General features: G+C 70.7%; 23 protein-coding genes. 17 read left to right on the forward strand and 6 right to left on the reverse strand.

The window, feature by feature from the left end:
* The first annotated feature begins 38 nt into the window (after nucleotides 1-38).
* The 7 genes from AC1DWP_RS09160 (at nucleotide 39) to AC1DWP_RS09190 (ending at nucleotide 7,792) form a co-directional block, all read left to right on the forward strand.
* Nucleotides 39-1,403, forward strand: coding sequence for an ABC transporter substrate-binding protein (locus AC1DWP_RS09160; protein WP_477614156.1), 1,365 nt, complete (start codon nucleotides 39-41; stop codon nucleotides 1,401-1,403).
* Nucleotides 1,403-2,344 (forward strand): carbohydrate ABC transporter permease, encoded by a 942-nt coding sequence (locus AC1DWP_RS09165; RefSeq protein WP_477614157.1) that lies wholly within the window; start codon nucleotides 1,403-1,405, stop codon nucleotides 2,342-2,344. Before AC1DWP_RS09160 ends, AC1DWP_RS09165 begins: the two co-directional genes overlap by 1 nt.
* Nucleotides 2,341-3,186, forward strand: coding sequence for a carbohydrate ABC transporter permease (locus AC1DWP_RS09170; RefSeq protein WP_477614158.1), 846 nt, complete (start codon nucleotides 2,341-2,343; stop codon nucleotides 3,184-3,186). Before AC1DWP_RS09165 ends, AC1DWP_RS09170 begins: the two co-directional genes overlap by 4 nt.
* Complete coding sequence (locus tag AC1DWP_RS09175) at nucleotides 3,183-4,718, forward strand: mannitol dehydrogenase family protein (protein ID WP_477614159.1); 1,536 nt, start codon at nucleotides 3,183-3,185, stop codon at nucleotides 4,716-4,718. Before AC1DWP_RS09170 ends, AC1DWP_RS09175 begins: the two co-directional genes overlap by 4 nt.
* Before the next feature lie 4 nt (nucleotides 4,719-4,722).
* On the forward strand, nucleotides 4,723-5,745 hold the full coding sequence (locus AC1DWP_RS09180; RefSeq protein WP_477614160.1) for an NAD(P)-dependent alcohol dehydrogenase: 1,023 nt from the start codon (nucleotides 4,723-4,725) through the stop codon (nucleotides 5,743-5,745).
* Between the two features lie 68 nt (nucleotides 5,746-5,813).
* Nucleotides 5,814-7,226 (forward strand): xylulokinase, encoded by a 1,413-nt coding sequence (locus AC1DWP_RS09185; RefSeq protein ID WP_477614161.1) that lies wholly within the window; start codon nucleotides 5,814-5,816, stop codon nucleotides 7,224-7,226.
* A 77-nt stretch (nucleotides 7,227-7,303) separates the two neighbouring features.
* Nucleotides 7,304-7,792 carry a cupin domain-containing protein gene (locus tag AC1DWP_RS09190; protein ID WP_477614162.1) on the forward strand — a complete coding sequence of 163 codons (489 nt, stop codon included), beginning with the start codon at nucleotides 7,304-7,306 and terminating at the stop codon, nucleotides 7,790-7,792.
* Here the strand turns inward: AC1DWP_RS09190 and AC1DWP_RS09195 are convergent.
* Nucleotides 7,777-9,348, reverse strand: a complete 1,572-nt coding sequence (locus AC1DWP_RS09195) for a PucR family transcriptional regulator (RefSeq protein WP_477614163.1) — start codon at nucleotides 9,346-9,348, stop codon at nucleotides 7,777-7,779. The genes AC1DWP_RS09190 and AC1DWP_RS09195 overlap by 16 nt on opposite strands.
* A gap of 101 nt (nucleotides 9,349-9,449) precedes the next feature.
* Here AC1DWP_RS09195 and AC1DWP_RS09200 point away from each other — a divergent pair, with 101 nt between their 5' ends.
* The 5 genes from AC1DWP_RS09200 to AC1DWP_RS09220 all read left to right on the forward strand — a co-directional run bounded on the left by AC1DWP_RS09200 (nucleotide 9,450) and on the right by AC1DWP_RS09220 (nucleotide 14,195).
* Nucleotides 9,450-10,718 carry an NAD(P)/FAD-dependent oxidoreductase gene (locus AC1DWP_RS09200; protein WP_477614164.1) on the forward strand — a complete coding sequence of 423 codons (1,269 nt, stop codon included), beginning with the start codon at nucleotides 9,450-9,452 and terminating at the stop codon, nucleotides 10,716-10,718.
* A gap of 158 nt (nucleotides 10,719-10,876) precedes the next feature.
* Complete coding sequence (locus tag AC1DWP_RS09205) at nucleotides 10,877-11,176, forward strand: metal-sensitive transcriptional regulator (protein WP_477614165.1); 300 nt, start codon at nucleotides 10,877-10,879, stop codon at nucleotides 11,174-11,176.
* An 88-nt stretch (nucleotides 11,177-11,264) separates the two neighbouring features.
* A complete protein-coding gene (locus AC1DWP_RS09210) occupies nucleotides 11,265-11,483 on the forward strand; it encodes a heavy-metal-associated domain-containing protein (RefSeq protein WP_477614166.1) in 219 nt (72 codons plus the stop codon).
* Between the two features lie 35 nt (nucleotides 11,484-11,518).
* Nucleotides 11,519-13,717, forward strand: a complete 2,199-nt coding sequence (locus tag AC1DWP_RS09215) for a heavy metal translocating P-type ATPase (RefSeq protein ID WP_477614610.1) — start codon at nucleotides 11,519-11,521, stop codon at nucleotides 13,715-13,717.
* Nucleotides 13,718-13,829: 112 nt separating this feature from the next.
* Nucleotides 13,830-14,195, forward strand: a complete 366-nt coding sequence (locus AC1DWP_RS09220) for a hypothetical protein (protein ID WP_477614167.1) — start codon at nucleotides 13,830-13,832, stop codon at nucleotides 14,193-14,195.
* 119 nt (nucleotides 14,196-14,314) lie between these two features.
* On the opposite strand, the gene AC1DWP_RS09225 is transcribed toward AC1DWP_RS09220, so the two are convergent.
* Nucleotides 14,315-15,427 (reverse strand): lysylphosphatidylglycerol synthase transmembrane domain-containing protein, encoded by a 1,113-nt coding sequence (locus AC1DWP_RS09225; RefSeq protein ID WP_477614168.1) that lies wholly within the window; start codon nucleotides 15,425-15,427, stop codon nucleotides 14,315-14,317.
* A 139-nt stretch (nucleotides 15,428-15,566) separates the two neighbouring features.
* Nucleotides 15,567-15,917 (reverse strand): UBP-type zinc finger domain-containing protein, encoded by a 351-nt coding sequence (locus AC1DWP_RS09230; protein WP_477614169.1) that lies wholly within the window; start codon nucleotides 15,915-15,917, stop codon nucleotides 15,567-15,569.
* A gap of 88 nt (nucleotides 15,918-16,005) precedes the next feature.
* Here AC1DWP_RS09230 and AC1DWP_RS09235 point away from each other — a divergent pair, with 88 nt between their 5' ends.
* A complete protein-coding gene (locus AC1DWP_RS09235; RefSeq protein WP_477614170.1) occupies nucleotides 16,006-16,512 on the forward strand; it encodes a DUF427 domain-containing protein in 507 nt (168 codons plus the stop codon).
* Between the two features lie 36 nt (nucleotides 16,513-16,548).
* Here AC1DWP_RS09235 and AC1DWP_RS09240 read toward each other — a convergent pair whose 3' ends face one another.
* A complete protein-coding gene (locus AC1DWP_RS09240; protein ID WP_477614171.1) occupies nucleotides 16,549-17,460 on the reverse strand; it encodes a hypothetical protein in 912 nt (303 codons plus the stop codon).
* A gap of 10 nt (nucleotides 17,461-17,470) precedes the next feature.
* Nucleotides 17,471-18,391 carry an amidohydrolase family protein gene (locus AC1DWP_RS09245; RefSeq protein WP_477614172.1) on the reverse strand — a complete coding sequence of 307 codons (921 nt, stop codon included), beginning with the start codon at nucleotides 18,389-18,391 and terminating at the stop codon, nucleotides 17,471-17,473.
* 102 nt (nucleotides 18,392-18,493) lie between these two features.
* On the opposite strand from AC1DWP_RS09245, the gene AC1DWP_RS09250 reads away from it, so the two are divergent.
* The 3 genes from AC1DWP_RS09250 (at nucleotide 18,494) to AC1DWP_RS09260 (ending at nucleotide 22,406) form a co-directional block, all read left to right on the forward strand.
* Entirely contained in the window at nucleotides 18,494-18,964 is a 471-nt protein-coding gene (locus AC1DWP_RS09250) for a VOC family protein (RefSeq protein ID WP_477614173.1), read from the forward strand.
* Between the two features lie 187 nt (nucleotides 18,965-19,151).
* The gene (locus AC1DWP_RS09255) at nucleotides 19,152-20,639 is read left to right on the forward strand and encodes a DHA2 family efflux MFS transporter permease subunit (RefSeq protein ID WP_477614174.1); all 1,488 of its coding nucleotides are present in this window, start codon (nucleotides 19,152-19,154) and stop codon (nucleotides 20,637-20,639) included.
* A 165-nt stretch (nucleotides 20,640-20,804) separates the two neighbouring features.
* Nucleotides 20,805-22,406: a glycoside hydrolase family 13 protein gene (locus AC1DWP_RS09260; protein WP_477614611.1), complete on the forward strand. Its 1,602-nt coding sequence runs from the start codon at nucleotides 20,805-20,807 to the stop codon at nucleotides 22,404-22,406.
* Between the two features lie 33 nt (nucleotides 22,407-22,439).
* Here the strand turns inward: AC1DWP_RS09260 and AC1DWP_RS09265 are convergent, their stop codons facing one another.
* A complete protein-coding gene (locus AC1DWP_RS09265) occupies nucleotides 22,440-22,859 on the reverse strand; it encodes a VOC family protein (RefSeq protein WP_477614175.1) in 420 nt (139 codons plus the stop codon).
* Between the two features lie 254 nt (nucleotides 22,860-23,113).
* On the opposite strand from AC1DWP_RS09265, the gene AC1DWP_RS09270 reads away from it, so the two are divergent.
* A complete protein-coding gene (locus AC1DWP_RS09270; protein ID WP_477614176.1) occupies nucleotides 23,114-24,370 on the forward strand; it encodes a hypothetical protein in 1,257 nt (418 codons plus the stop codon).
* Nucleotides 24,371-24,387 lie beyond the last annotated feature (17 nt).

The following is a 24,387-nucleotide window of genomic DNA, read 5'->3' on the forward strand; positions in this document are numbered from 1 at the left end:
GTCAAACTGACGCCGTCAATGGCGACGGAGGAGGACGCGTGCGAAGTCGAAACTCCAGGGCCACGCTGGTCGCGGGGGCGACCGGCCTGGCGCTCAGCCTGTCGGCCTGTGCCGGGTGGGGCGGAGGCGGCGTGGGAGGCGGTGGCGCGAACAGCATCAACGTCCTCATGGTCAACAACCCCCAGATGGTCGACCTCCAGAAGCTCACGGCCGACAACTTCACCAAGGAGACCGGCATCCGGGTCAACTTCACCGTGCTGCCCGAGAACGACGTCAGGGACAAGATCAGCCAGGAGTTCTCCAGCCAGGCCGGCCAGTACGACGTGGCGTCGTTGAGCAACTTCGAGATCCCGATCTACGCCAAGGCGAAGTGGATCGCGCCGCTCGACTCCTACCTCGCGTCGGACACCGAGTTCGACCAGGCAGACATCCTCAAGTCGATGACCACCTCGCTGTCGAGCGAGGGCAAGGTCTACGGCGAGCCGTTCTACGGCGAGTCCTCCTTCCTCATGTACCGCAAGGACGTCCTCGCGGCGAAGGGCATCACGATGCCGGCCAAACCCACGTGGCAGGAGGTCGCAGACATCGCGGCCAAGGTCGACGGCGCGGAGCCGGGCATGCGGGGGATCTGCCTGCGCGGCCAGCCCGGCTGGGGTCAGCTCTTCGCCCCCCTGACCACCGTGGTCAACACGTTCGGGGGGGCCTGGTTCACCAAGGACTGGACCCCCGGTGTCGACTCCCCCGAGTTCAAGGAGGCAGTCAGCTTCTACGTCGACCTCGTGCGGGCCCACGGTGAGAAGGGCGCACCGCAAGCGGGCTTCACCGAGTGCCTCAACAACCTCGTTCAGGGCAACGTGGCGATGTGGTACGACGCCACGTCTGCCGCTGGATCCCTCGAGGCGGACGACTCCCCCACCAAGGGCAAGTTCGGCTACGCCCCGGCTCCCGTGGTGAAGACCGACTCCTCCGGGTGGCTCTACGCGTGGTCCTGGTCCATCCAGCAGGCCAGCACCAAGAAGGACAACGCCTGGAAGTTCATCTCCTGGGCCAGCGGGAAGAAGTACGAGAACCTCGTGGGCAGCAAGATCGGCTGGACCAGCGTCCCCGCGGGCAAGCGTGCCTCGACCTACGAGAACCCCGAGTACCTCAAGGTCGCCTCGGCCTTCGCCGACCCGACCAGGGCGGCCATCGAGGCCGCCGATCCGGTGAACCCCGGCGTGCAACCCCGGCCCGCCATCGGGATCCAGTTCGTCGACATTCCCGAGTTCCCCGATCTCGGGACCCAGGTCAGCCAGGACGTCAGCTCGGCGATCGCCGGCAAGACGTCGGTCGACGACGCGTTGAAACGGGGCCAGCAGCTCGCCGAGGACGTCGCCGAGCGCTACCAGGCAAGGGGGCAGTGATGTCGTCCACGACCGCCAGCAGAAGCACGACGGCTGCCGGGCCATCAGTTCCGAGCAAGGCCCTCCAGCGCTCCGGCGACTGGGCGCGGCGGGCGCCGCTGCTGCCTGCGCTCATCTTCACGATCCTGATGACGCAGCTTCCGTTCGTCGCGACGATCGTCATCTCGTTCATGAACTGGAACGCGTACTACCCGGACGAGCGAGGCTTCGCCGGCGTCGACAACTTCGCCCGGGTCTTCACCGACACCAACACCCGCAAGGCCGTCTGGGTCACGATCCTGCTGACCGTCTCGGTCGTCCTGATCTGCCTGGTGCTGGGCTTGGGCATCGCGCTGCTGCTCGACCGCAAGTTCCGCGGGCAGGGCGTGGTGCGCACGATGATGATCACGCCGTTCCTCATCGTTCCCGTGGCTGCGGCCCTGCTGTGGAAGCACGCGCTCTACAACCCTGAGTACGGCCTCTTCAACGGACTCCTCAAGACGCTCTTCGGCGACAACGCGCCGCAGCCCGACTGGATCACCAACAACCCACTGGCCGCCATCATCGCCGCGCTGGTCTGGCAGTGGACGCCGTTCATGATGCTGATCCTGCTGGCAGGGCTGCAGAGCCGACCCCTGGACGTCGTCGAGGCCGCACGGATCGACGGGGCCAGCAGCTGGCAGATCTTCACCAACATGACGCTCCCGCACCTGCGCCAGTACATCGAGCTGTCGGGTCTGCTCGGAGCGATCTACGTCGTGCAGAACTTCGACCACGTCTTCACGATCACGTCCGGCGGTCTCGGCACGGCCAACCTGCCGTACTTCATCTACCAGACCTTCTACACGGCGCAGGACTACGGCCGGGCGTCGGCTGCCGGCGTCGTCGTGGTCATCGGCACGATCATCATCGCGACCGCAGCGTTGCGGACCGCGTTCAGCTTGTTCCGGGAGGACTCATGACCATCACGACGCAGGAGATCAACCACGCGAAGCCTCCACGCAGCGGCGTGCTCCTCTCCGCCGCTGCGTGGATCGTGGGCATCCTCTTCGCCCTCCCCGTGCTGTGGATGGTCCTGACCTCCCTGCACAACGAGAACGACGCGGCCAAGAACCCGCCAGACTTCTTCGCGCCCCTCTCGCTCGACGGGTACCGGTCCTTCTTCGACGCCGGACCCTGGCCGCCACTGCTCAACTCGCTGACCGCCAGCGTCCTGTCGACCATCCTCGTCCTGCTGCTGGCCTTCCCCGCCGCCTACGCCCTGTCGATCCGGCCCGTGAAGAAGTGGACAGACGTCCTGTTCTTCTTCCTCTCGACCAAGATGCTGCCGATCGTGGCCGGCATCCTGCCGCTCTACCTGTTCGCGCAGAAGGTCGGCCTGCTCGACAACATCTGGTGGCTGATCCTGCTGTACACCTCGATGAACCTCCCGATCGCTGTCTGGATGCTCCGCTCGTTCCTGGCGGAGGTGCCGGTCGAGATGCTCGAGGCCGCCTCGGTCGACGGCGCGAGCCTGACCAGGACCCTCAGGGACATCGTCGCGCCCGTCGTGATGCCGGGCATCGCCTCGGCAGCGCTGATCTGCTTCATCTTCAGCTGGAACGAGCTGCTCCTGGCCCGGGTGCTGACCAGCACGGTGGCGGGAACTGCTCCTGTGTTCTTGACTGGGTTCGTGACCAGTCAGGGACTGTTCCTCGCCAAGGTGTGCGCCGCGTCCTTCGTGGTGTCGCTGCCAGTCCTCGCCGCCGGGTTCGCGGCCCAGGACAAGCTGGTGCAGGGCCTGTCGATGGGCGCGGTGAAGTGACGGAGACGTCTCCGGCCACCCCCTCCCCGATCGCCTTGTCCCAGAACACCCTCGGTGAGCTGGGCCAGGAGGTGCGCCGGCCGGCATACGACCGCTCGAAGGTCACCGCGCGCATCGTGCACTTCGGCGTGGGCGGCTTCCACCGCGCGCACGAGGCGATGTACCTCGACGCCCTGATGAACGAGGGCCTGGCCCTGGAGTGGGGGCTGTGCGGCGTCGGGGCGCTGCCGCACGACCGCAGGATCATCGACACCCTGCGGGCCCAGGACGGGCTCTACACGCTCGTCGTCAAGCACCCTGACGGCCACCGCGAACCGCGGGTGATCGGTTCGGTGATCGAGGTGATGTTCGCGCCCGACAATCCCAAGGCCGTCGTCGACCGGCTCGCCGACGACCAGACGCGGATCGTCTCGTTGACCATCACCGAGGGCGGCTACCTCGTCAACCAGACGACCGGTGAGTTCGACGCGTCGGACCCCTCGATCCGGGCCGACCTCGCGGCTGACTTCGCCGGAGGCGGCTCTCCCGCAACGGTTTTCGGGTTCGTCACGGCGGGGCTGGACCGTCGGCGCACCGAGGGACGTGCGCCGTTTACCGTGATGAGCTGCGACAACCTGCCGGACAACGGCGACGTCGCGAAGCGGATGATCTGCGCCTTCGCGCGGCTCAAGGATCCCGGGCTCGCGGACTGGATGGAGGCCGAGGTGGCCTTCCCCAACTGCATGGTCGACCGGATCACACCGGTCACGACCGCGCAGGACATCGAGCGGCTGGCCGAGGACTTCGGCGTCGCCGACGGCTGGCCCGTGGTGTGCGAGCCGTTCACCCAGTGGGTGCTGGAGGACCGCTTCGGGCAGGGGCGTCCGCCGTTCGAGCGGGCCGGCGTCCAGATGGTCGACGACGTGGTGCCCTACGAGCTGATGAAGCTCCGGCTGCTCAACGCCAGTCACCAGGCGCTGTGCTACCTCGGCTTCCTGGCGGGCTACCGGTACGCGCACGAGGTCTGCCAGGACCCGCTCTTCGCGTCGTTCCTGTTGTCCTACATGGAGCGCGAAGGGAGCCCGACCCTGCCTGAGGTGCCGGGCGTCGACCTCGACGCCTACCGCCACCAGCTCGTCGAACGGTTCGCGAACCCCGAGGTGCGCGACACCCTCGCCCGGTTGTGCGCCGAGTCCAGCGACCGCATCCCCAAGTGGCTGGTCCCCGTGATCAACGCCAACCTGCGCAGTGGCGGCGAGATCGAGCTGTCCGCGCTGGTGGTGGCCTCGTGGGCCCGCTACGCCGAGGGCGTGGACGAGCGGGGCCAGCCCATCGAGGTGGTCGACCGGCTCAAGGACCGGGTGATGGCCGCGGCGGCCAGGCGCCAGGACGACCCGCTCGCCTTCCTCCGCGACCGCGACCTGTTCGGGGACCTGGCCGACGACGAGCGCTTCGCCGCGGCATACCTCCACGCCCTGGACCGGTTGCACACGCTGGGGGCACGGGCGACGCTGGAAGCCTGGAGCGCCACGGCAGGCGCCGGAGAAGGGTGACCCGATGCGCGTCGCAGTGCTGAACCGGCCCGGCGACGTCGAGGTGGTCGAGCGGCCCACACCCACCCCTGCCGCCGACGAGGTCCTGGTCCGTGTGCACGCCGTCGGAGTCTGCGGCTCGGACACGCACTACTTCGACCACGGGCGGATCGGACGCTTCGTCGTGGAGTCGCCGCTGGTCCTCGGCCACGAGGCGTCGGGAGTCGTCGAGGCGGTGGGCGACGACGTGGACCGCGCCCGCGTGGGCCAGCGCGTGTCGATCGAGCCGGGGGTCCCGTGCCGCGCGTGCGAGCAGTGCCTGGGCGGGCGCTACAACCTGTGTCCCGACATGCGGTTCCACGCCACACCCCCGGTCGACGGGTCGCTGGCCGAGCTCGTGACGATCCACCACGCCTTTGCCCATCCGGTTCCCGACTCCGTGAGCGAGGAGGCCGCGGCGCTGCTCGAGCCCCTCTCGGTCGGGGTCTGGGCCTGCCGCAAGGGTGGGGTGGGCGCCGGGTCGCGGGTGCTGGTCACGGGCGCCGGACCGATCGGCCTGGTGTGCGTCCAGGTGGCCCGGGCGTGCGGCGCGAGCGAGATCGTCGTCGCCGACCTCGACGAACAACGGCTCGCCGTGGCGACCGAGCTCGGCGCGACGCGCACCATCGCCTCCGGTGACCAGACGATCACCGCCGGGTATGCCGGTCGGCGGGCTCCCGACGTGCTCCTCGAGTGCTCGGGGCACCCCGGCGCCACCGGGGACGGCATCCGCGCGCTTGCTCCGGCCGGTCGGGCGGTGCTGGTCGGGATGGGTGGCGACGAGCTGCCCCTGCCCCTGTCCGTCGTCCAGGAACGAGAGCTCGTCGTCACGGGCACGTTCCGCTATGCCGGCACCTGGCCCACCGCCATCGCCCTGGCGGCCTCGGGCCGGGTCGACCTGGAGCGGCTCGTGACCGGCAGGTTCACGTTGGCCGAGACGGCGGCTGCACTGACCGCGGCGCGGGACAGCCCGGGTGCGATCAAGTCCGTCATCACCCCTCAGCGCTGACCCCACGCCCTTCACCCCTCGACCCTGGTCAGCCGAGCGGACGCCGCACCATCGACCCGGAGGAATCCATGACCGACGCCCCACGCACCCTCGTCGCAGGGGTCGACTCGTCCACGCAGTCGACCAAGGTCGTGGTCTGTGACGCCGCGACCGGCGAGATCGTGCGGACCGGCAGGGCACCGCACCCCGACGGCACGGAGGTGCACCCCGACCGGTGGTGGGAGGCCTTCGGGGCGGCGACGACCGACAACCTCCTCGAGGGCGTGTCCGCGATCTCGGTCGGAGGCCAGCAGCACGGCATGTGCGCGCTGGACGAGTCCGGCGAGGTGGTCCGGGACGCACTGCTGTGGAACGACACCCGCTCCGCGCAGGCCTCGCGCGACCTCGTGGAGGAGCTGGGGTCGGCGACCTGGGTGGAGCGCACCGGTTCGGTGCCGGTGCCGAGCTTCACCGTCACGAAGGTGCGGTGGCTGGCCGAGCACGAGCCACAGAATGCCGCGCGCGTCGCCCAGGTCGTCCTGCCCCACGACTGGCTGACCGGCCAGATCCTCAAGCAGGGGAACGCTTTCGGCTCTCACGTGACCGATCGCGGCGACGCCTCCGGCACGGGGTACTTCTCGGCGGCGGAGGGGAGCTATCTGCCCGACCTCCAGCTCCTCGCCTTCGGACGCGAGTTCGGCACCCCGCGCGTGCTCGGGCCGTCCGAGGCAGCGGGCACCACCGATGCCGGGGTGGTCGTCGGGCCGGGGACCGGGGACAACGCCGGCGCGGCCCTGGGTCTCGGGCTGCGGCCCGGAGACGTGGTCGTGTCGCTGGGGACGAGTGGCGCCGTGTTCGCGGACTGCCCCACCCCGGTCAAGGACCTGCGTGGCGACGTGGCCGGGTTCGCCAGTGCCTCGGGCGGGCACCTGCCCCTGATGTGCACGCTCAACGCCGCCCGGGTGCTGACCGCGGCAGCCCAGCTGTTGGGCACCGACCTGCCCGGCCTGGACCGGTTGGCCCTGCACGCCGAGCCCGGCGCCGGCGGCCTGACCCTGCTGCCCTACCTCGACGGAGAGCGGACGCCCAACCTGCCCGAGGCCACCGGCACCCTCGGCGGGATGACCCGCGCCAACACGACACCGGAGAACCTCGCCCGCGCCGCCGTCGAGGGGATGCTCGCCAACCTCGTCGCCGGGGTGGACGACCTGCGCGACCTCGGCATCCCGGTCCAGCGGGTGCTGCTCATCGGTGGTGCGTCCGCCTCGGCAGCCGTGCGCGCGGTGGCTCCGAGCCTGTTCGGCGTGCCCGTGGCCATCCCCGCGCCGGGTGAGTACGTCGGGCTGGGAGCCGCCCGGCAGGCCGCGTGGGTCCTCAGTGCGGCCGACGAGCCGCCGTCGTGGGACGTCCGGATCGAGGCGACCCTCGACCCACCGGAAGACGAGCGCGGCGCAACAGTGCTGACGCGCTACGCCGAACTGCTCGGGACGGTCCACCCCTGATCGGCAGGGGGACTCGTCGACGACGCCGCAGCGCCTTCCGGCACGCGCCACCGCCTGACCCGGGCAGGATGGCTCGCATGAGCTATCCACCGCCCCTCTACGACGGCACCACCGGCGAGGTCAGCGCGACCATCCGCCTCAGCGACGCGGCGCCAGATGTCATCTACCCCAACGGAAACCGGGTCCACTACCTGTCGACCGGCGACTCGACGGGCCGGCTCTTCGGCCTGTACCGCTGGGAGTTCGCTGGCCCGCCCAGCGGTCCGGACTCGCACTTCCACAAGACCATCGCCGAGTCGTTCTACATCCTGTCCGGCGAGGTGAGCATCTTCGACGGGAACCGCTGGAACGTCACCCGCGCGGGTGACTACGCCCATGTCCCGCCGGGCGGCCTGCACGGCTTCCGGAACGAGTCGGGCGCCGCCTCGATGCTGCTGCACTTTGCTCCTGGCGCACCCCGGGAGGCCTACTTCGAGGGACTGGCCCGCGTCGCCGCCGGCGAGACGATGACCGAGCAGGAGCGTGACGAGTTCATGCGCTACCACGACAACTACTGGGTGGACTGACGACTAGGGCCGGACTGGGCCGCCGCGATCTGGAGGCGGACCGCGAGCCGCACGGTCGCGTCCTCGAGGTCGAGACCGGCGAGGTCGGCAATGCGGGCCATCCGGTAGCGCATCGTGTTGGGGTGCACGTGGATCGACCGGGCAGCGCGGGTGGGCGCCCCCGGGTGGTCCAGCCAGGCGGCGAGGGTGAGCAGGTAGTCGCTGTGGTGCTCCGCGTCGTGGCCCAGCAGCACCTCGAGGGGCCCGAGCGGGTCGCCGACCAGCGTGCTGGCCGCCCGCGCGACCGTGACCTCGGCCCACACCTCCTCGTGCGACACGACCGGGGGAGGCTGTCCCGCCGAATTGCCCTGTCCCGCCGAACTGACGTGTCCCACCACGCGATCCGTCTCCTGCGCCTCGCCTCGCGATCGCTCCAGCTCTCCCGGCGTGTATGCCGTACGGCCGGCTCGCGCGGTCAGTGCCACCGCCTCGTCGCGCGCTTGGGCGACCACCGAGCTGAGCCAGCCCCACGTGCCCGGTGAGTCGTCCTCGGAGTCGCGCACCACGGCATACCCGCGACCGTCGAGGTCGGCGAGCAGCGGCTGGTTCCACGCGTGCCGACGGCACACTGACTCCCAGAGGTCGAGCAGGCGGACGGGGTCACCCTCCCCGCCGAGCGCGACGACGCGCCACGGACCTGGGGGCAGCCAGTCCTCCGCACCCGCGACGTTGCCGGACAGGACACCCCGCAGGCGGTCGGCCGCGACGCGGCGTGAGAGGTCGGCCTGAGCGCGCAACCGCAGCAGGTGAAGGGCAACCACGGACGAGGTCTGGACCAGCTCGGTGACGAGGGCCGCGGGCGGGCGCTCCTCCACCACGGCCCAGATGGAGCCCAACCACTCACCGCCGGCGCGCACGGGGATGACCAGCCGGGGTTTGGTGCCTCCCGAGGCCGGGACGTAGACGGGCTCCGCTGACCGGGCGAGCCGCCGGAACACGCCTTGCGCGCGCAGGGTCGCGAGCACCTCGTCGGGCACGCGCCGACCCACGATCGTCGACACGCGGGCGGGGTCGGCGAGGTCCTGGCGTGAGGAGTAGGCGAGCACCCTCGACTGGGCGTCCTCGATCGTGACGGGGGCGTCGACCAGGGCGGCCGCCGCGTCGGCGAGCGCGAACAGGTCGTCCTGCACCGGTGCGTCGTCGCGCCGCCCCGGTCCGACCGCCGCCCTGTCGATGACGCCACGCAGCAACCAGACGAGGTGGGCCCAGGACGCCTGCTCCGCGAGCTCCACCAGCGCGATCCCACTGCGCCGGGCACGGTCGCGAACCGTGCGCCGCCGGGCAATGCTCCGCCGGAGCACCACCCCTCCGGCGCCGGCCGACGCGGCGCGTCGCACGAGGTCGGAAGCGGCCTCCGCCGACTCCACCCCCACCCCCAGGACCAGGTCGCCCGGCTGGCCCACGATGCCCTGAGCCGGTTCGGCGATGGTGAGGTCGTCCACCTCGGCGCCGTCACGCTCGACGCCCAGGGCGAGGAGGCCGCCCAGGGTGGCCACGAGGTCGGTGACGGCAAGCACCCACCCAGCATCGCGCGGTTGTGTCCTCAACACAAGCGAAGGCATCTGATTCGTGCTGTCGGGACAAGGCGGCATACCCGTCGTCCTGTCACTCTCGATGCATGGCTCCCATCACCGCAGCAGGTCTTCCCGTTCCCCAGCGCGTCGCCGTCGTCGGCGCCGGCATGGTCGGTCTGTCCACCGCCTGGTTCCTCCAGGAGCACGGTGTCGAGGTGACAGTCCTCGACCGCGAGGGTGTCGCCGCGGGTTCGTCGTGGGGCAACGCCGGGTGGCTCACGCCGGGCATCGCGACGCCGCTTCCGGAGCCGGCCGTGCTCAAGTACGGCCTGCGCGCCGTCCTGTCGCCGTCCTCGCCGGTCTACGTGCCGCCGAGCGCCGACCCCAAGTTCCTCAAGTTCGTCACCGGGTTCACCAAGAACTCGACGATGAAGGCCTGGAAGAAGGCCATGGGCTCGCTCGTGCCGGTCAACGACCTGTCGCTCGAGAGCTTCGACCTGCTGCGCGACGGTGGAGTGCAGGCCGAGACGCGTGAGGCGAAGTCGTTCCTCGCGTCCTACCGCACCGAGGCCGAGCGCGTGACCCTGCTCGAGGAGATCGAGCACATCCACGCCGCCGGGCAGGACATCGAGTTCGACGCGCTGACGGGTGACCAGGCCCGCACCATCGAGCCGAGCCTGTCCGACGAGATCGGCGCGGCCATCCTGCTCAAGGGCCAGCGGTTCATCGACCCCGGCACCTACGTGCACGCGCTGGCCGACTCCGTGAAGGCGCGCGGCGGCAAGATCATGGACGCCTCGACGGTCGCCGACATCCGCGACACCGGAGCCGGCGTGGTCGTCACCACGGCCGAGGGTTCGGTCGAGGAGTTCGACGCGGCGGTCCTCGCGACGGGTGCCTGGCTCGGCAAGCTGGCTCGTCAGTTCGGTGTGAAGAACGTCGTCCAGGCCGGTCGCGGGTACTCCTTCTCCGTCGCCATCGACCACGTGCCCAACGGACCGGTCTACTTCCCGGCCCAGCGGGTCGCCTGCACGCCGATCGGTGACCGGCTGCGCGTCGCCGGGATGATGGAGTTCCGCAAGCCCGAGGCCGCGCTCGACCAGCGCCGCATCCAGGCCATCGCCGAGGCCGCCCGCCCGCTCCTGCGAGGCGCCGACCTCGACAACCGCCAGGACGAGTGGGTCGGCTCGCGCCCGTGCACCGTCGACGGCCTGCCGCTCATCGGCGCCACCAAGTCGCCGCGCGTCTTCGCCGCGGGTGGTCACGGCATGTGGGGCATCACCCTCGGCCCGGTCACCGGTCGGCTCCTCGCCGAGACGATGGTCACCGGCAAGCAGGTCGAGCAGCTCAAGCCGTTCGACCCGATGCGCTGACACCCTTCCCCCGAAGTGTGCAGCAACCTTTGCTAACAAAAGGTTGAGTGATGGCGGACAGGTTGCAACCTGTCCGCCATTCATTTTCCTTTGCTGGCAAAGGTTGCAGCGGAGGGGGCGGGGGTTGACTGGATACCATAGGGGGGTATGGTGTGTGCATGAGTGAGAGCGAAGCGCACCCCGGGTACCACGACCAGAAGGACAGCCACCTCAAGCGACTGCGCCGCATCGAGGGCCAGGTTCGCGGGCTGCAGCGCATGGTCGAGGAGGACAAGTACTGCATCGACATCCTCACCCAGGTGTCCGCGGCGACCAAGGCCCTGCAGTCCTTCTCGCTCGAGCTGCTCGAGGAACACCTCGGACACTGTGTCGTCGACGCCGCCCGCAAGGGTGGGCCCGAGGCGCAGGAGAAGGTCCGCGAGGCCTCCGACGCGATCGCCCGACTGGTCCGTTCCTGAGCCCGCTGGCACGACAACCCGCCGCACGACCATCTCGGCGGCACCCCCACCACCGCGACACCACCGCGACATCAGCAAGGAGCACCACATGGGCACCCAGAACTTCGCCGTCGACGGCATGACCTGCGGCCACTGCGCGAGCGCCGTGACGGAGGAGCTCACGGCGCTTGACGGCGTCACCGACGTCCGGGTCGACCTCGTGGCCGGCGGCACCTCCGCCGTCACCGTCGACGCGACGCGCGAGCTCACCCCGACCGAGGTGGCGGCTGCCCTCGACGAGGCGGGCAGCTACAGCCTCGTGCCGTGAGCTCCCCCAGCAGCGTCGAGCTCGTCATCGGGGGCATGACGTGCGCCTCGTGCGCGACCCGGATCGAGAAGAAGCTCAACAAGATCGACGGCGTGACCGCGACGGTCAACTACGCCACCGAGAAGGCCAAGGTCACCTTCCCCGAGAACGTCACGACCGACGACCTCCTGGAGACCGTCGAGCGGACCGGCTACACCGCCACCCTTCCCGTCGCCGAGCCCGACCAGGCAGCGAGCACGGAGCCAGACCCGATTGCTGCTCTGCGCCACCGGTTGCTCGTCTCCGTCGGGCTGGCCCTGCCGGTCGTGCTGATGGCGATGGTCCCGGCGTGGCAGTTCCGCTACTGGCAGTGGGCTTCGCTCACGTTGGCGGCACCGGTCGTCTTCTGGGGTGGCTGGCAGTTCCACCGCGCGGCCTGGACCAACCTCCGGCACGGCCAGTCGACCATGGACACCCTGATCTCGGTCGGCACCCTGGCCGCGTTCGGCTGGTCCGTCTACGCGTTGTTCTTCGGCACTGCCGGCACCCCCGGCATGACCCACGCCTTCCGGTTCGCCCTCGAGCGTGGTGACGGCGCCGACAACATCTACCTCGAAGCCGCCGCAGGGGTGACCGCCTTCCTGCTGGCCGGTCGCTACGCCGAGGCGCGCGCAAAGCGAGCCTCGGGCGCAGCGCTGCGAGCGTTGCTAGAGCTCGGCGCCAAGGAGGTCGCCGTCCTCCGCGAGGAAGGCGACACCAGCCGCGAGGAGCTCATTCCGGTCGACCAGCTGGCCGTGGGCATGCGCTTCGTCGTGCGGCCGGGGGAGAAGATCGCGACCGACGGCACCGTCGAGCAGGGCACCTCCGCGGTCGACGCGTCGATGGTCACCGGCGAGTCGGTGCCGGCAGAGGTCGGCCCCGCCGACGCCGTCATCGGAGCCACCGTCAACGCCGGCGGCCGACTCGTCGTGCGAGCCACCCGGGTTGGCGGGGACACCCAGCTCGCGCAGATGGCCAGGCTCGTCGAGGACGCCCAGAACGGCAAGGCCGACGTACAGCGACTGGCCGACCGCGTGTCCGGGATCTTCGTGCCCGTCGTCATCGTCCTGTCCGCCGGCACCCTCCTCGTCTGGGTCGCCACCGGCGGCGGCTGGACCGCAGCCTTCACCGCTGCCGTCGCGGTCCTGATCATCGCCTGTCCGTGCGCACTGGGCCTCGCGACCCCGACGGCCCTCATGGTCGGCACCGGGCGCGGCGCCCAGCTCGGGTTGCTCATCCGCGGCCCCGAGGTCCTGGAGTCGACCCGTCGCGTCGACACGGTCGTGCTCGACAAGACCGGCACCGTCACCACGGGGCGGATGACCCTGACCGAGGTCGTGCCCGCCGACGGCGAAGACGCTGTGGAGGTGCTGCGCCTGGCGGGGGCGCTGGAGGACGCCTCGGAGCACCCCGTCGCCCGCGCCATCGCGGCCGCCGCACGCGAGGCCGGCAGGGTCCCGGCCGTGGAGGCCTTCGCGAGCGCCGAGGGCCTCGGGGTCCAGGGCACCGTCGACGGCCACGCCGTCGTGGTGGGTCGGCCTCGCCTGCTCACCGACTGGTCCGTCCCCGTCCCCGACCAGCTCGCGTATGCCGTGGACTCGGCCCAGCAGCGCGGCGCCACTGCCGTGGTGGTCGCCTGGGACGGCGTCGCCCGCGGGGTGCTGGTCGTCGCCGACACCGTCAAGGAGAGCTCGGCCGAGGCGGTTGCCGAGCTGAAGGCGCTGGGCTTGCACCCGATCCTCCTCACCGGTGACAACGCGGCCGCCGCACGCGAGATCGCGGGCCAGGTCGGCATCCACGACGTCATCGCCGACGTGCTGCCCCAGGAGAAGGTCGACGTCGTGAAACGCCTTCAGGCGCAAGGCAAGACGGTCGCGATGGTCGGCGACGGGGTCAACGACGCGGCAGCCCTGGCCCAGGCCGACCTCGGCCTGGCCATGGGCACCGGGAGCGACGTGGCCATCGAGGCGAGCGACCTCACGCTGGTCCGCGGGGACCTCCGGTCGGCCCCGGACGCGATCCGGCTGGCCCGGCGCACGCTCGGCATCATCAAGGGCAACCTCTTCTGGGCCTTCGCCTACAACGTCGCCGCGATCCCGCTGGCTGCCATGGGCCTGCTCAGCCCGATGATCGCCGGCGCCGCCATGGCACTGTCCTCGGTTTTCGTCGTGACCAACAGCCTGCGCCTGCGCGGCTTCAAGGCCACCGCCCCCTGAGCCGGCCACGCGGCATACCTCGGTGCTCATCCCGCCCCGCCCCTGCAGCCCGCCCCTGCAGCAACCCCCTGCAGCAACCTTTGCTTGAGAGGGCAGGTGGCAGGATCGAGTCGTGAGCGCCGACCTGCGAGCCCTTTTGCAGTCCTCGCTGCTGCCCGCGATGCGCGTCGGCGACAAGGACACCGTCGACGTCGTCCGCTCGGCGCTCGCCGCGATCGCGAATGCCGAAGCCGTGCCCGTCGACGACGCCTCTGCGCTCACTGAGGGCCCGATCGCCGGAGCAGCGGTCGGGGTGGGTGCCACGGAGGCGCCTCGCCGCGAACTGACGCCCGAGGAGGTGCGCGAGATCGTCGAGGGCGAGCGCCAGGAGCGCGTCCACGCCGCCCAGGAGTCGGAGGCTGGCGGGCTCGGGGAGTATGCCGGGCGGCTGCGGACCCAGGCCGCCGTGCTCGCCTTCCTCCTCGAGCGCTCTGCCTGACGAACCACACCGTGAGGCGAGGGACGGGCGCTGGGGTCCGCGGCCGGCGCCGAGTGTTTGAAGGATCCGACGCACCAGGACCCGTCTGATCCTTCAAACTCGCGGGGTCGGAGCGTGAGTCAGGCGGCGAGGGCCAGGCTGCGCCGGCGCAGCGACCAGGCCAGCATCGACAGCCCGCCCACCGGGATCTCCATGCCGAAGATGAACGCCCGGTAGAGAAGCACACCCGCCGCGGCAACGGCCGGTTCGCCGTGGAAGGCCACCAGCACCCCGGTCATGCCGAGCTCGACGATGCCGGTCGCACCGGGCGTGATCGCCACCATCGTGAGGATGCGCTCGACGGCGAAGGCTGCCCCGACCACGGCGGGGGGCACGTCGGCCCCGACCACGCGCAGACAGGCCCAGAGGAGCACGGCCTGCAGCGCGGCATACGCGAGCTTGCCACCGACCATCCGTCCCCAGCCGGCGGCCACCAGCCCGGCACTCTCGCGGCGGAACGACGCGGCACGCTCGGCATACCCCTCGTCGGCGACGGGGAGGAACCGCACCCGCGCGACCACGCGGTCGGCGAGGCGGCCCAGCCAGCGCACGGCCCGGTCGTCACGCGCGACCAGCCACACGGCGGCGACGCTGCCGGTGAGCAGACCCAGGCCGAGGTAGGCCGCAGTACTGACGCTGCTGGACACCTCGACGCCGGCCACCCCGAGCCAGCACAGCGCCAGACCGGGCAGGATGAACTTGAGCAGGGTGTCGACCAGGTTGGTCAGCACGGCCCAGCGGGCGAAGGCGGGTGACTCGAAGCCCCACGACCGAGCCATCCGCCAGTTGGCCACCGTGCCGGCGGCGCCGCCCAGGGGGAGCAGGTTGGAGACGAAGGAACCGGTGAGGTTGAGCATGAGGGCCCGGCGGTGCGACAACCCGGGCATCGCGGCGGTCAGGGCCGGGGTGTGCACCCACAGCCCCGCGAGCCACACCAGTGCGAGGACGGCCAGCTGACCGATCGACAGGCTCTTGAGCACGGTGGCGATGTCGACCCACTGGGCACCCGCCACCTTGGGCAGGGCGAGGGCCACGATTCCGGTGGCGAGGGCACCGGAGACGAGCAGCTTGGCGGCCCCCCTCCCGCCGCGACCGCCCCCCGGCGGGCGGCGGGCGACCCGAACCCGCGCGGTCAGCGGCCGCAGTGGTGCGGTCAGCGCCGTCGGCGGGAGCAGCTCGGTGTGGAGGGCCATACCTGAAACCGTCCCGCGAACGGGGCACCCACCACATCCGGCAACATACCTAGATGAACCCCTGAACGTGACTAGTCATCTCAGGGTCAACCCTGAGCCGATCGACCCCCTCGGGACGTCACCACGGCAGTCGGCGCACCTAGTGGACGTGCTGCTGCCAGTCGGCGGGCACGGCGCCCGCAGGGCCGGGAGTGGGCTGGTCCAGCGGGTGGTGCAGTGGGGCGGCCAGGTCCGGACCCCGGAAGCCGCGTTCCTCACCGAAGTTCCAGAACCAGTCCTCCCCGGGCTCGAACGAACGGATCACCGGGTGGCCCGTCTCCTCGTAGTGGTGCGACGCGTGCTGGCTCGGCGAGGTGTCGCAGCAGCCGATGTGGCCGCACTGGGCGCACCTCCGAAGGTGCACCCACCACCCTTGTGCTGCAAGGCATTCCACGCAACCGTCCCCGCTCGGGGGGACCTCGGGGTCGATGCCCGTCTGCTTGCCTGCCATCTGCCACCTCCGTGTGCCACCACCGTCCGCCCAACGTACCCGCAGGCGCCGAGCGCCGCTCCCGGGCTCGGGGCCCTAGCGTGAGGTCATGCCACGACCCACGCCTGAACCCACCTCGCCCGGCTCACCCGGGCAGGAGTCGGTCTGGGACTACCCACGACCGCCCCGGGTCGAACCCAGCGCGGAGACCGTCGAGGTGTGGCTCGGTGGCCTGCGGATCGCGTGGACCACGGCGTCGTGGCGCGTTCTCGAGACCAGCCACCCCCCGACCTACTACCTGCCGCGCGACGCCTTCGTCGACGGAGCCCTGCGTCCCACCGGGGGATCGTCGTGGTGCGAGTGGAAAGGTCAGGCGTCCTACCTCGACCTGGTCGCGGGCGGGGTGGTCGCCCCACGCGCGGGGTGGTCCTACCCGCGACCGACGCCGGGATTCGAGGTGCTCACGGATGCCGTGGCGGTGATGCCCGGGCAGGTGGACCGGTGCGTGGTGGACGGCGAGGTGGTCCGCCCCCAGGCCGGAGGCTTCTACGGCGGGTGGATCACCGACCGCGTCGTCGGCCCCTTCAAGGGCGGACCCGGCACGCACGGGTGGTGACCCGAGCGGCGCCAGGGCCTGCTCGCCGGCCGGACGTCAGTCGCGGCCGCGCGCGTCGTCCAGCGCCAGCTCCGCGGTATGCCGCGTGGCCTCGGCCTTCTTGCGCGCCCGGACCGCGTCGGTGACCGCTTCCAGCGCGCGTTCGTCGGCCTCCCTGGCCTTGGTGAGCTGGCGCTCGACGACGGCCAGCCGCTCCCTCGTCTCCTCCGCCCGTTCGCGTGCCGCGTCGACGGCGGCCTGGGCTTCGGCCAGCTGGCGCTCGGCCACGGCCAGCGCCTCTTCGAGGTCCTCGGCAGACGGCGGCTCGTCGCTGTCACTGCCTTCGCCGTCCTGCCCGTCCTGTCCCGCGCTGTCGGTGGAGTCGGCGTCACGGGCGCCCGATCCCCTGCCCGATCCCCCGCCACGACCGCCCGGGAGGATGGTCAGGATCGCTCCCCCGGCCGTACGCGCCACGGCCTCGGCCAGGTCGACCTCGCCGAAACCGCTGTAGGACAACGCCCGCGTGAGCTGACCGGACGTCACGGCGGCGGACGCGCGCTCGTCCGCGAGCGCGGCGATCGCCGTCGCCCGGACGTCCTGCTGGGCTGCCGCGCTGAGGCTGCGGCCAGATGCACCGACCGCGTCGGACGCCGCGCGGACGAACGCGTCCACCGCGGCATCACGGTCGCCGCGCATGGCGGTGAGGGACCCCGTGTCCATCCGCGACTGCGCGGCCCGCATCGTCACGCCGAGGTCGGTCAGCGCCGACACGACGTCCGGCACCGTGCGCGCCGCGAGGTTGACTGCCCAGGCCGCGAGGCTGGGCTTGCGGAGCTTGCCGATCTCGGTCGCGGCCGGGGCGTCGCCGTCCGCCTTCGCCGCAGCGACGAGGGCGGACCTGGCCGCCATGAACTCGTCGGGCGCGGCGGCATACAGGCTCTGCATGGCGGTGGCGAGCCGGTCTGACACGGGAGTCTCGTCAGGCAACCTGGTCCTCCAGTCCGAGCAAGCGTGCACCGTTGTGCCACAACACCTTTCGCATCCACTCATCCCCCAGATCGAGACGGTGCAGCGCCTCGATCTGGTGGGCGTAGGGATAGGGGATGTTGGGGAAGTCCGTGCCGAGCACCACGCGGTCACCGAGGGCGGCGAGGCGCTCCACGTAGGCAGGGGTCAACGGCGCGAACTGGTTGCTGAAGTCGGTGCCGGCCATCGTCGTGTCGAGGTGCACGCGGGGAAAGGCCTCGGCCAGGTCGGCGAAGGCGTCGTACTCGTCCATCCCGAGGTGTGCGATGACCAGGGTCAGCTCGGGGTGCCGGTCCAGGACTGCGGCGACCGCCTTGGGTCCCGTGTAGGCGCCTTCCTTGGGGGCCGACCCGGCGTGCAGCACGACCGGAGCACCAGCCCGCTCCAGCGCGTCCCAGGCCGGGTCGAGCAGCGGGTCGTCCGGGCTGTAGCCACCCACCTGGACGTGCATCTTGAACAGCCGTGCTCCCGAGTCCAAGGACCGCTCCACCTGCTCGCCGACCCCCGGCTCGGGGAACAACGTGGCGCAGTGGACGGCGCCGTCGACCCGCGCGGCGAAGTCGGCGCACCAGTCGTTGAGCCAGGCCGCCATGCCGGGCTTGTGCGGGTAGGCGAGCGCCGGGATGGCCCGGACACCGAGGGCCCGGAGGGTCTCGAGGCGGGTCGCCTCGTCATCGCGGTAGTGGATCGGCCACGGTTGGCCGTAGTTCCGCTCGGCCTCGTCGAAGTAGGCCCACACCTTGGCGAGCATCGGCTCGGGCAGGAAGTGCACGTGGATGTCGGCCAGACCGGGCAGCCCGAGGGCCCGCCAGTAGGCCGGGACGTCCGCGTCGGCGCGCGGTGCGCTGAGCAGCGACGGAGGTGACGGGGCCACGGTGGCGACGCTACGGCATACCCGCCGATGAGTTCGGACGTCGGCGGCGGTCAACACCTGCAGGACGCGGGCACCCGCGCCGGCACACGGAAGGAGCACGTCATGCCACGCCAGTACGTCTGCCTGTGGTTCGACCGACAGGCCCAGGACGCCGCGGAGTTCTACACGTCGGTGTTCCCCAACTCGACAATCGGCACGATCGCCCGCTATCCGGAGGGGAGTGGTGATCGCGCCGGTGAGGTGCTGACGGTGGGCTTCGAGCTCGACGGGGTGCCCTACGTGGCGCTGAACGGCGGGCCACAGTTCACCTTCGACGAGGCGGTCTCGATCACGATCGACTGCAAGGACCAGGCCGAGATCGACCAGTACTGGGAGGCCCTGACCGCCGACGGCGGCGAGGAAGGTCCCTGCGGCTGGCTGAAGGACCGGTTCGGCCTGTCCTGGCAGGTCGTGCCGGAGAACTGGGACGAGATCGCCAGTGGCGACCCCGACCGCGCCGCCAAGGTCTTCGCCGCGATGCTGACGATGCACAAGCTCGACATCGCCGCCCTCGAGGCGGCCGGCAACGCCTGACGGTCGGTCGGCAACGACCGGCCGAGGGTCGGTCGACAACGACCGGCCAACCCTCCCACCTGCACCGATGCCGCGCCCGCAAAAAGGGTGTGTGGGCTGTCAGTACGCAGGTCTAGGATTTTTCCTGCGTCACGCACCGTTGCGGGGGAAGCGCGACGACTCACATCCGTTCCCGAGAGGACCCCCAGTGTCTGCACCTGCCACGACACCTGTCGTCTACCCCGAGAAGATCGACGCCGCCGTCCTGAAGGTCGCTGGCGTCGTCGTCCTCGGGGCCATCATGTCGATCCTCGACATCACCGTCGTCAACGTCGCGCTGCGCACCTTCCAGACGGCCTTCGGCGGCGAGCCACTCGCCTACTCCACCGTCGCGTGGACGGTGACCGGCTACACCCTTGCGCTCGCGACGGTGATCCCGCTGTCCGGCTGGGCGGCCGACCGCTTCGGCACCAAGCGCCTCTACATGCTCGCGATCCTGCTGTTCACCCTCGGCTCGGTCCTGTGCGCTGCGGCGACGTCGATCGGCATGTTGATCGGTTTCCGCGTCCTCCAGGGCCTCGGCGGCGGGATGCTGATGCCGCTCGGCATGACGATCATGACCCGCGCCGCCGGCCCCGCCCGGATGGGCCGCCTGATGGCCATCCTCGGCGTGCCGATGCTGCTCGGCCCGATCTTCGGCCCCATCCTCGGTGGCTGGCTGATCGACCACTTCAGCTGGCACTACATCTTCCTGATCAATGCCCCGATCGGGCTCGTTGCCCTGGTCTACGCAGGGCTCGCGCTGGCCAAGGACAACCCCCAGCCGTCCGAGTCGTTCGACTTCGTCGGCATGCTGATGATGAGCCCCGGGTTGGCACTCTTCCTCTACGGCGTCTCGTCCATCCCCGGTGAGGGCGGCATCGGCCACGCCAAGGTGCTGGTCCCGGGCTTCGTCGGGTTGGCCCTGATGGTCGCGTTCGTGCTCTACAGCTTCCGGCCCAAGCACCCGCTGCTCGACCTTCGACTGTTCAAGAACCGCAACCTCACGGTCTCGGTCATCACGATGTTCATCTTCGCGGCGTCGTTCTTCGGCGGGCTGCTGCTCGTGCCCCAGTTCCTCCAGCAGGTCCAGGGCGAGACGCCGCTGAACGCAGGCTGGCTGGTCGCCCCGCAGGGCGTCGGCGCCATGCTGACCATGCCGATCGCCGGCACCCTGGTCGACAAGTTCCCGGTCGGGCGGATCGTGCCCTTCGGACTGGTGCTCATCATCGGCGGCATGTTCGCGCTGACCCAGATCGAGGCTGACTCCTCGCACTGGGGCTTCCTCATCCCGGTGCTGTTCGTCATGGGGCTGGGCATGGGCGGCACGATGATGCCGATCTTCACCACCGCGCTCAAGACCCTCACGCACCACGAGGTCGCGCGAGGGTCGACGCTGCTCAACATCACCCAGCAGATCGCCAGCTCGGTCGGCGTGGCCTTGTTCTCGGTGGTCCTGACCAACGCCCTCAAGGACAACCCGCCGTCCAGCCCAGCGCAGGCACCGGTCGCGGCTGCGAGCGCGTTCGCCCACACCTACTGGTGGGCGGCGATCCTGGTGAGCCTGACGCTGATCCCGGCGTACTTCCTGCCACGCAAGCAGGAGAAGTCGCACCTGCTCGACGAACAAGGAGTGCCGCCTGTGGTGGTCCACTGACGAGGCCCCACGGCCCTCGTCGCGGGCCTGCGACCTCCACGACATCGGCGTCCGACCCACGGGTCGGGCGCCGCTGCGCGTGCCCTGTCGGAAGCTGCTCGGAGCCAGTAGGTTCAGCCTGTGGCAGTCGACCCAGAGCCGTCCCCGTGGTGGCGCTCCGCTGTGATGTACCAGGTCTACCCGCGCAGCTTCGCCGACGGGAACGGCGACGGGGAGGGCGACCTCCAGGGCTTGCGGGCCAAGCTCCCCTACCTCGCCGACCTCGGGGTCGACGGGCTCTGGATCTCGCCGTGGTTTCCCTCGCCGATGGCTGACGGAGGCTACGACGTCAGCGACTTCCGCGGCATACACCCGATGTTCGGGTCCCTCGAGGACGCAGACGCCGTCCTGAGCGAGGCCCGCGCCCTCGGCCTGCGGGTCATCATCGACCTCGTCCCCAACCACACCTCCGACCAGCACCCGTGGTTCCTCGCGGCCCTCGCCGCCGGGTCGGGGTCGCCGGAGCGCGCGCGCTACTTCTTCCGCGACGGCCGAGGTGCCGATGGAGGCGAGCCCCCCAACAACTGGATCAGCGCGTTCGGCGGGCCGGCCTGGACGCGGATCGTCGAGCCGGACGGTTCGCCGGGGCAGTGGTACCTCCACCTGTTCGCCCCCGAACAGCCCGACCTCGACTGGAGCAACGAGGCAGTGCTGACCGACTTCGACGACGTGCTGCGGTTCTGGTTCGACCGCGGGGTCGACGGACTGCGCATCGACGCTGCGCCCGCCATGTCCAAGAAGGCAGGGCTGCCCGACGCCGACTACGGCGGGGTGCTGCAGTTCCGCACCGTCGACTGGGACGACAACCCGCACTGGGACGTCGACACGGTGCACGACATCTTCCGGCGGTGGCGGGCTATCGCCGACACCTACGACGGTGACCGCGCGTTCGTCGCCGAGGCCGTCGTCAGCACGCCGGAGCGGCTGGCCGCCTACCTGCGCCCCGACGAGATGCACACCGCCTTCAACTTCCCCTACCTCAAGGGGCCGTGGGAGGCCGGGCCGCTGCGCCAGGTCATCGACGACACGCTGTCGTCGTGCGCGCCGCTGGGCGTGCCTTCCACGTGGGTGCTGACCAGCCACGACGAGATCCGTCCGGTCACCCGCTACGGCCGGCCGACGACAAGCTCGTACTTCATCAGCGACGGTGAGGGCGAGGTGTCCGACCTGGCGCTGGGGACGCGGCGTGCACGGGCAGCCGCGATGCTGATGCTCGCGCTGCCGGGTGGTGCCTACATCTACCAGGGAGAGGAGCTCGGCCTGCCCAACGTCGACGACCTGCCCGACGAGGTGCTCCAGGATCCGATGTTCCTGCGCAGCGGCGGCGAGATGCGCGGACGAGACGGCTGCAGGGTGCCGTTGCCATGGAGCGGGCAGGAGCCTCCCTTCGGATTCTCCCCCGACGGCGTCACGCCATGGCTGCCGCAGCCGCAGTCGTGGAGAGAGCTCACCGTCGAGGCGCAGGATGGCGACCCGACATCGATGCTGGCGCTCTACCGCCAAGCCTTGCGACTGCGCCGCGACACCGGAGGGCTCGATGGCGAGGAGCTCGCGTGGCGCGAGTCGGCACCTGACGTCCTCGACTTCGAGCGCGGTGAGGCGCTGCGCTGCGTCGCCAACCTCTCAGGCATTCCGGTCGAGCTGCCCGTGGACCGCGTGCTGCTGTCGAGCATCCCTCTGGAGGACGGGCTGCTTCCCACCGACGCAACGGCCTGGCTCCGCCCCTAGACCCACTTCTGGCCACGGGTCCGCGCCGGGACTCTAGGCGGGCGTCCCGGCAATGTTGACCATCCAGCCGATGCCGAACTGATCGGTGCACATGCCGAACTCGTCGCCCCACATCTGCTTCTCCAGCGGCACCGAGACCGTGCCGTCGGCCGACAGCTTGTCCCAGTAGCCACGCAACTCGTCGCCGTCGTCGCCCTCGCCGGAGAGGCTGACCGAGATGCTGGTGCCGGGGGTGTAGTCCATGCCGGGCGGGGTGTCGGCGGCCATGATGGTGAAGCCGGCGGGGGTCTTGAGGTTGCCGTGCATGATGCCGTCGGCACCGGGCTGGCTGGGGTCGCCGTACTCCCCGAAGGTGCTCACCGTCAGCTCACCGCCGAAGGTCTCCTGGTAGAACTCCAACGCCTGCCGGGCGTTGTCCTGGAACGAGATGTAGGGGTTGAGGATCGAGGCCATGACGCGCTCCTGCGTGAGAAGGGAGGGATGCTTCGCAGACTAGCCCCGGCAGGTGACAGCGTCAGGTGTCGGCAGGAGGCGCTGGACGACGCCCGCTCGACCGCCGCCCCCCTCGTCCAAATGACCGATGACAGGATCGAGCGGGCGAGGACAATCCAAAACATGGCTAGTGGGAGCCGACCGCCCGTCGTCCGCCCCATCGGGCGGCAACCACAGGCACCCGCACGGCCGGGGCAGCTGAGGGGGCGATGACGGTGGACACGACGGGAACCGTGACCGGAAACGTGCTCAGCGTGCGCGACGCCGTGGCGGTCCAGACGAGCTTCGTGGCCCTGCGACGAACGGTCGACGTCGTGCAGTCCGACTGCAAGGAGGTCGCCGAGACGCTCGAGGCGCTGGAAGCTGCCCTGGGGGTGGTGACCCATGGCGGCGGCCCCGGAGGGGGCGGCGGCCAGTCCCTGGCCGGCTTCGGCCTGATCGGCCTCCCGATCGCGGGGGCGCTGCGTGCTGTCAAGGTACTGGCCAGCCAGTACGTCAAGCAGCAGACCGGGGTGCCGCTCAGCACCTGGACCGACTTCGTCACCTCAGCCTCCACCGAGTTCCAGGGCTACCTTGCCGAGCTGGACCGCGTCAGCGACCTCGCGGAGAAGCAGCGGCAGACCCGGGAGGGCGTGATCGACGCCACGCGGGTCCGCAAGGACCTCAAGGTCCTGGACGACATCCGGTGGCGCACCGCGGCGTGGAAGGCTGTGCTCGGCCGCGTGGCGCAGCTCGGACAGGTCGTCGACGCGATCCTGCAGGTCGACCTCGGTGCCGTGGAGCCCGAGTCCGCCGAGACCGATCGGCCGGACGCGCCCTCAGGCTTCTCGGGCACGCTGCAACGGCGCCTCAAGGACGTGCAGCACCGCACGACCGATCGCTCCGGTGACCTGCGGGAATGGGTGTTGCACCCGTTCCTCGAGGTGCGCGACAAGGCCCGGCTGCTGCCCGGCCAGGTGGCCCGGCTGTCGCACGAGGTGGGTCAGCTCGAGCTGTTCCTCGAGCTGGAGATGGCCGAGCTGCGCAGCCTGGCCGGCCAGGTGCCCGCGGAAGACGCACGGATCGTGCAGCTGAGGGTGGCCGCCTCGGTCCTGCTGCCGGAGCTGGTCCACGACCTCGGCGAGGCCCGGGCGCAGGTACAGGCGATCGAGGGCTACCAGCGCCGGCTGGACGCGGCCCGGACGGAGGGCACGGTCGGGGCGCTGGCCCACGAGCGGTTGACCCACGAGTACCACCGGGAGCTCGAGGAGGCGCGAAGTCGGCTGTCCGAGCTCGAGGCCCGAGCCGGCCAGTGGCGGCGCGAGGGGCCCGAGATCCTCCAGGCCTGCGTCGAGTGGACGAGCGCCGAGCTCGACGTGCTGGCCGCCCGCCGGTTGGCCGAGGAGGGCGACAAGAGCGCCGAACGGCGTGCCCTGCTCGAACGTGAGCGCGACCGCCTGGGCGAGGCCCGAGCGCTGTTGGACCGGCTCTGAGCGGACAACCGCCTCGG

The sequence above is a fragment of the Pedococcus sp. P2_F6 genome, from assembly GCF_056403675.1.